Raw genomic sequence first — 5,196 nt, 5'->3', positions numbered from 1 at the left:
TCCTATCAAAAAGTCGCCCTAGAAGGGCGAGGAACCTCAAACCCATGTTTTTGGTAAAAATTCCCTTATTTAAAAAGTAGCTTTATGTTGCTACTGCAATTCAGTACATCTCACTATTGTCGCAAAGCCCGTCTGGCGCTAGGTTATAAGCGAATTGATTACAAGGTAGAAAATCTCAATCCTGGCTTGCACATCCTCAAAGTGAAGCCCTTAACCGGTTTAACAACATTGCCTGTGTTGTTGCCCCAAATCGAGGGACTACCGCCAGCTATTGGCGACTCTACCCAAATTTTAAAATTCTTAGAATCTTATCAACCAGAACCTGCATTATTTTTAACCAACCAAGAACAACAAACTGAAGCCTTGATGCTCGAAGACTGGTTAGATGAGAGCATTGGTACAGCTACAAGATTTGTATATTATCACTTTCGGGCTGGTGAAGGTAAACAAATAGATCCCTCATTATCCAGTCAGATAGTAATTGGTGTAGTCAGGAAACAGTATGGTATCAACGATGCTACTGTAGAATTAGCTACTAAAAGGCTAGTAATTGCTCTGACAGAATTATCTCACCGCTGGCAAAAAAGTGAGTATTTGGTGGGTGGAATTTTCAGCGTAGCAGATATTAGCGCGGCTGCCTTGCTGAGTCCCCTAGCACTTATTCCTCAATACCGTCAGGGATATCCTTGGTTGTTTGAGCGCATTGTGCAGATTCATCAATTATGTGGTGAAGCATTACCACCAGGACTTTAAAAAGTCAAAAGTCAAAAGTCAAAAGTCAAAAATGAAATGTATAAAATTTCTAGTTTTGAGTATTAGCACTGTTATTTTAGTGGTGGTTGGTAGCTATTGGGGAACAAAGGTGATGGCATTACCACCAGTGGAGGATATACCAGAAGAGATATTGCGGACAGAGATTATTACCATTGCGCGATCGCCTATTGATGGTAAACCCTTAACTGCGACTGAATATGCAGAACTACAAGCGCAACTGCAAACAAGTCCCCCACGAAAACTCAATGCTCAAATCCGAGATCAGATATTCTTGTTACGCTTACGCAAAGCATTACTACAGATTTTCCCGTTTTTAGGTATTTAGTCATTGGTCATTAGTCATTGGTCATTAGTCATTAGTCATTGGTCATTGGTCATTAGTTATCAGTAAAAATCTTCTTCCCCAATCCCCAATCCCCAATCCCCAATCCCCAGTCCCCAGTCCCCAATCCCCAATCCCCAATTCCCAATCCCCAGTCCCCAATAAGATACATTCTGATGTAGGATAACCGTGACGACAAAAGTGCAAATAAATGTAAAGAATATATATAGTTATAAAAAACTCAATTTAGTTAATCACCTTATTTTACGTAGGTAGCTTCATGTCCATCAGCACGATCGCCCCTGAGCAGGTTAACCGCATCGTTTGGAATCAGCATCATGATCCGTTTGAAGTATTGGGTTCACATCTGATAGAACAAGATGGTAAGAACGTCTGGGCTGTGCGAGCCTACCTACCAAATGCCAGCGCGGCTTATGTAGTAGTTCCTGAAGAACGCAAAGAATACCCGATGCACACGGTGCATGATCCCCACTTTTTTGAATGCATCATAGAAACAGCAGAACTTAACAACTATCAATTGCGGATTAAAGAAGGGGAACATGAGCGCGTCACTTATGACCCTTACGCCTTTCGTTCTGCTGGTTTAACTGAATTTGACTTACATTTGTTTGGTGAAGGCAACCATCACCGCATTTACGAAAAACTGGGAGCGCACCTAACAGAAGTAGATGGAGTTAAAGGTGTTTATTTTGCGGTTTGGGCTCCCAACGCTCGCAACGTTTCTCTTTTAGGAGATTTTAACCTGTGGGATGGGCGCAAACACCAGATGCGGAAAGGACACACAGGTGTTTGGGAATTATTTATCCCAGAAATTGGCGTGGGTGAACATTACAAATATGAAATCAAGAATTTTGAAGGACATATTTACGAAAAATCAGATCCCTACGGTTTCCAGCAAGAACCACGTCCCAAGACAGCATCTATTGTCACCGACTTAACTACTTATAGTTGGAAAGATGAAAGTTGGATGGAAACAAGGAGACACAGCGACCCCCTTACCCAACCAATTTCCGTTTATGAAGTCCATTTAGGTTCTTGGTTACACGCTGCTAGTGAAGAACCAGCTAAATTACCCAACGGGGAAACTGAACCAGTAGTCATCGTTTCTGAACTGAAACCCGGTGCGCGTTTTCTGACATATCGAGAATTAGCTGCAAAACTGATTCCTTATGTCAAAGACTTAGGATATACCCATATAGAATTGCTACCAATTGCCGAGCATCCCTTTGATGGTTCTTGGGGTTATCAGGTAACTGGTTACTATGCTCCTACTTCTCGCTTTGGTACTCCTGAAGACTTCATGTACTTTGTTGACCAATGTCACGAACATGGCATAGGTGTACTGGTAGATTGGGTTCCTGGCCACTTCCCCAAAGATGGACATGGTTTAGCTTTCTTTGATGGTACTCATCTCTACGAACACGCTGACCCCCGCAAAGGCGAACATAAGGAATGGGGAACTTTAGTATTTAACTACTCTCGTAACGAAGTCAGAAATTTCTTGGTAGCTAATGCCCTGTTCTGGTTTGATAAATACCACATTGACGGAATTCGTGTGGATGCGGTGGCTTCCATGCTTTATAACGACTATTGCCGTAAAGATGGGGAATGGTTGCCTAACCAGTATGGTGGTAGGGAAAATTTAGAAGCTGCTGATTTCCTGCGTCAAGTAAATCACAACATTTTTAGTTATTTTCCCGGTGCGCTTTCCATCGCGGAAGAGTCTACTTCTTGGCCTATGGTATCTTGGCCTACCTATACAGGTGGTCTAGGCTTTAACCTGAAGTGGAACATGGGTTGGATGCACGATATGTTGGATTATTTCAGCATGGACCCTTGGTTCCGCCAATTCCATCAAAACAATGTGACTTTTAGTATGTGGTATAACCACAGCGAAAATTTCATGTTGGCATTGTCTCATGATGAAGTTGTGCATGGTAAAAGCAATATCATCGGGAAAATGCCTGGTGATGAATGGCAAAAGTTAGCTAATGTGCGCTCTTTATTTGCTTATATGTTTGCTCACCCTGGCAAGAAAACCATGTTTATGAGCATGGAGTTTGGCCAGTGGAGTGAGTGGAATGTTTGGGCAGATTTAGAATGGCAGCTACATGATTTTGAACCACATCAACAGTTAAAAACATTTTTCAAAGAAATCAATCATCTTTACTGCTCTGAACCTGCTTTGTATACTCAGGATTTTGCGCGGGAAGGATTTGAGTGGATTGATTGTAGCGACAATCGTCACAGTGTAGTTGCGTTTGTCCGTCGTGCTAAGGATTCTGATGAATTCTTGATTGTGGTTTGTAATTTTACACCTCAACCTCATTCTCATTATCGCATCGGTGTACCTGAGAAGGGATTTTATACCGAGTTGTTCAATAGTGATGCGCGTCAATATGGCGGTAGCAATATGGGCAATTTAGGTGGTAAGTGGACTGATGATTGGTCTTTGCATAATCGTCCTTATTCGCTGGATTTGTGTTTACCACCTTTGGGGGTTTTGATTCTCAAACTGGATAAAGTGAAAACTGCGGAAGCGATGAAGTAAGGGTTTAATTTATTCAGATAGATGGGGAATTTGTAGGGGTACAGCGTTGCTGTATCCTTATTTTTTTGTCAGAATCAGGATATCCAGGATTTGAGGATTTACAGGATTTTGGTTGCTAGAATAATATTTAGCCCACATTCCGTACTTCAAAAAGTAGCATAAACAAACTACATTGACGGTCAATTAAAATTTATGATTTTAACAATTACGTATCAGTAGAAAACAAAATTATGAACGCACAAAGTTGAGCTTTTATTGGTGTTTAAAAGCTGTTTCAACAATAATATTTAATTCAAAGTGTGCAATCAGTTATCAAAAAGATAACCAATGAAATGGTAAAAATAGAGAGAAAAACTAAGATAATAAATAATATTTTTGGCAAGTAGTAGGTAGGAATTGCAAGATATGACAATGCGACTCCGTGGGAAAAACTGACCATGAACAGCTAGAATTTGCCACTTCTCTATGTAGATGTATCCTCACCCATAACCGAGTTTATTTTGAAAGATTGCATCTTCAATTTATAGAGTAAGAAAAACTTGATTTTCCCTATTGCATAAAGCTTTTGTCCCTCTATGCGAGAGATTTTTTACCATCTTGTAGTTATGTAACAATATTTATTGTATCTATATAGTATGTGATAAATTATATACAAACTTGATAAATTACAGTAATCATGGGCTTTTTACTGAGAATATTCGGCTTCGGTTTGCTGATATTGGTCATCTACTTGGTTGGACAAAACATCATCTTCACAACCAACGTTTATCCTTACTGGTGGAGAGGAATAGCCGCCGACACATCCGTACTTGCACTCACCATAGGAGTAATGATATTAATTTTCTTCCCCAGAGGCATGAAAGAGCTAGGTTGGATACCCGTAGTTACTGGAATTATCCTTGTATTTATGAGTAGTCGAGCTATCCTTAATCCTACGAGTCTCTGGCAATTTTTCTTATCATTAATTCTCATGTCAGGAGGCTATAAAATGTTCATCACTGGACGCTTACCTGTGTAAAACAATATCCACAAAAAATCAATTACTTGTATCTTATCGTTGGATTACTTGAATTTTTTTGAATATTTTCCTACATGGACAGTTAAGTTTTTTGCCAGAATCAGGGATCATTAACCAGGAATTTTGGGAACATCAATATTTGTAGCTCTTAAAAATTCTTTCTTCTCAAAGCCAAGAGTATTAGCAATTAAAATGTTAGGAAAACTTTGAATTTTTTGATTATAAGCTTGCACTGCTTGGTTATAACGCATTCTTTCTACAGCTAATCTGTTTTCAGTCCCTGTAATTTCGTATTGAAGATTGGTAAATAATTGACTCGATTGCAATTGGGGATTAGTGGTGGCATAATTACGGAAACGGTCAATTGCTTGATTGACTTGCACGGTTGCAGCAGCCTTTTGATCAAAAGTGGTTGCTTGTAAATAAGCTTGTTGCGATCGCACTAATAATGAGACTAACTCTTTTTCCTGTTTAGCATAAGCTTGGGTGATATTTACCAGATTGGGGATG

The 5,196-nt window shown here is 39.8% G+C and carries 5 protein-coding genes; 4 read left to right on the top strand and 1 reads right to left on the bottom strand.

Annotated elements, in window-relative coordinates:
• Window positions 1-84 precede the first annotated feature (84 nt).
• The 4 genes from VB694_RS22530 to VB694_RS22515 all read left to right on the top strand — a co-directional run bounded on the left by VB694_RS22530 (window position 85) and on the right by VB694_RS22515 (window position 4,686).
• The gene (locus VB694_RS22530; protein WP_323362575.1) at window positions 85-753 is read left to right on the top strand and encodes a glutathione S-transferase; all 669 of its coding nucleotides are present in this window, start codon (window positions 85-87) and stop codon (window positions 751-753) included.
• Window positions 754-784: 31 nt separating this feature from the next.
• Window positions 785-1,099 carry a hypothetical protein gene (locus VB694_RS22525; RefSeq protein WP_323362574.1) on the top strand — a complete coding sequence of 105 codons (315 nt, stop codon included), beginning with the start codon at window positions 785-787 and terminating at the stop codon, window positions 1,097-1,099.
• A gap of 277 nt (window positions 1,100-1,376) precedes the next feature.
• Entirely contained in the window at window positions 1,377-3,668 is a 2,292-nt protein-coding gene (gene glgB / locus VB694_RS22520; protein WP_323362573.1) for a 1,4-alpha-glucan branching enzyme, read from the top strand.
• Window positions 3,669-4,344: 676 nt separating this feature from the next.
• Complete coding sequence (locus VB694_RS22515) at window positions 4,345-4,686, top strand: hypothetical protein (RefSeq protein WP_323362572.1); 342 nt, start codon at window positions 4,345-4,347, stop codon at window positions 4,684-4,686.
• A gap of 110 nt (window positions 4,687-4,796) precedes the next feature.
• Here the strand turns inward: VB694_RS22515 and VB694_RS22510 are convergent.
• Window positions 4,797-5,196, bottom strand: a 400-nt coding sequence (locus VB694_RS22510; RefSeq protein ID WP_323362571.1) for a LemA family protein, incomplete at its 5' end; no start/stop codon positions are given.

This window comes from Anabaena sp. UHCC 0451, from assembly GCF_034931405.1.
In the GTDB taxonomy this organism is placed as follows: domain Bacteria; phylum Cyanobacteriota; class Cyanobacteriia; order Cyanobacteriales; family Nostocaceae; genus RDYJ01.
This window is presented reverse-complemented; position numbering and strand designations above follow the sequence as displayed.

Coding starts and splice junctions, on each gene's coding strand:
- VB694_RS22530 (WP_323362575.1), top strand. CDS start 85: ATGTTGCTACTGCAATTCAGTACATCTCACTATTGTCGCAAAGCCCGT.
- VB694_RS22525 (WP_323362574.1), top strand. CDS start 785: ATGAAATGTATAAAATTTCTAGTTTTGAGTATTAGCACTGTTATTTTA.
- glgB (WP_323362573.1), top strand. CDS start 1,377: ATGTCCATCAGCACGATCGCCCCTGAGCAGGTTAACCGCATCGTTTGG.
- VB694_RS22515 (WP_323362572.1), top strand. CDS start 4,345: ATGGGCTTTTTACTGAGAATATTCGGCTTCGGTTTGCTGATATTGGTC.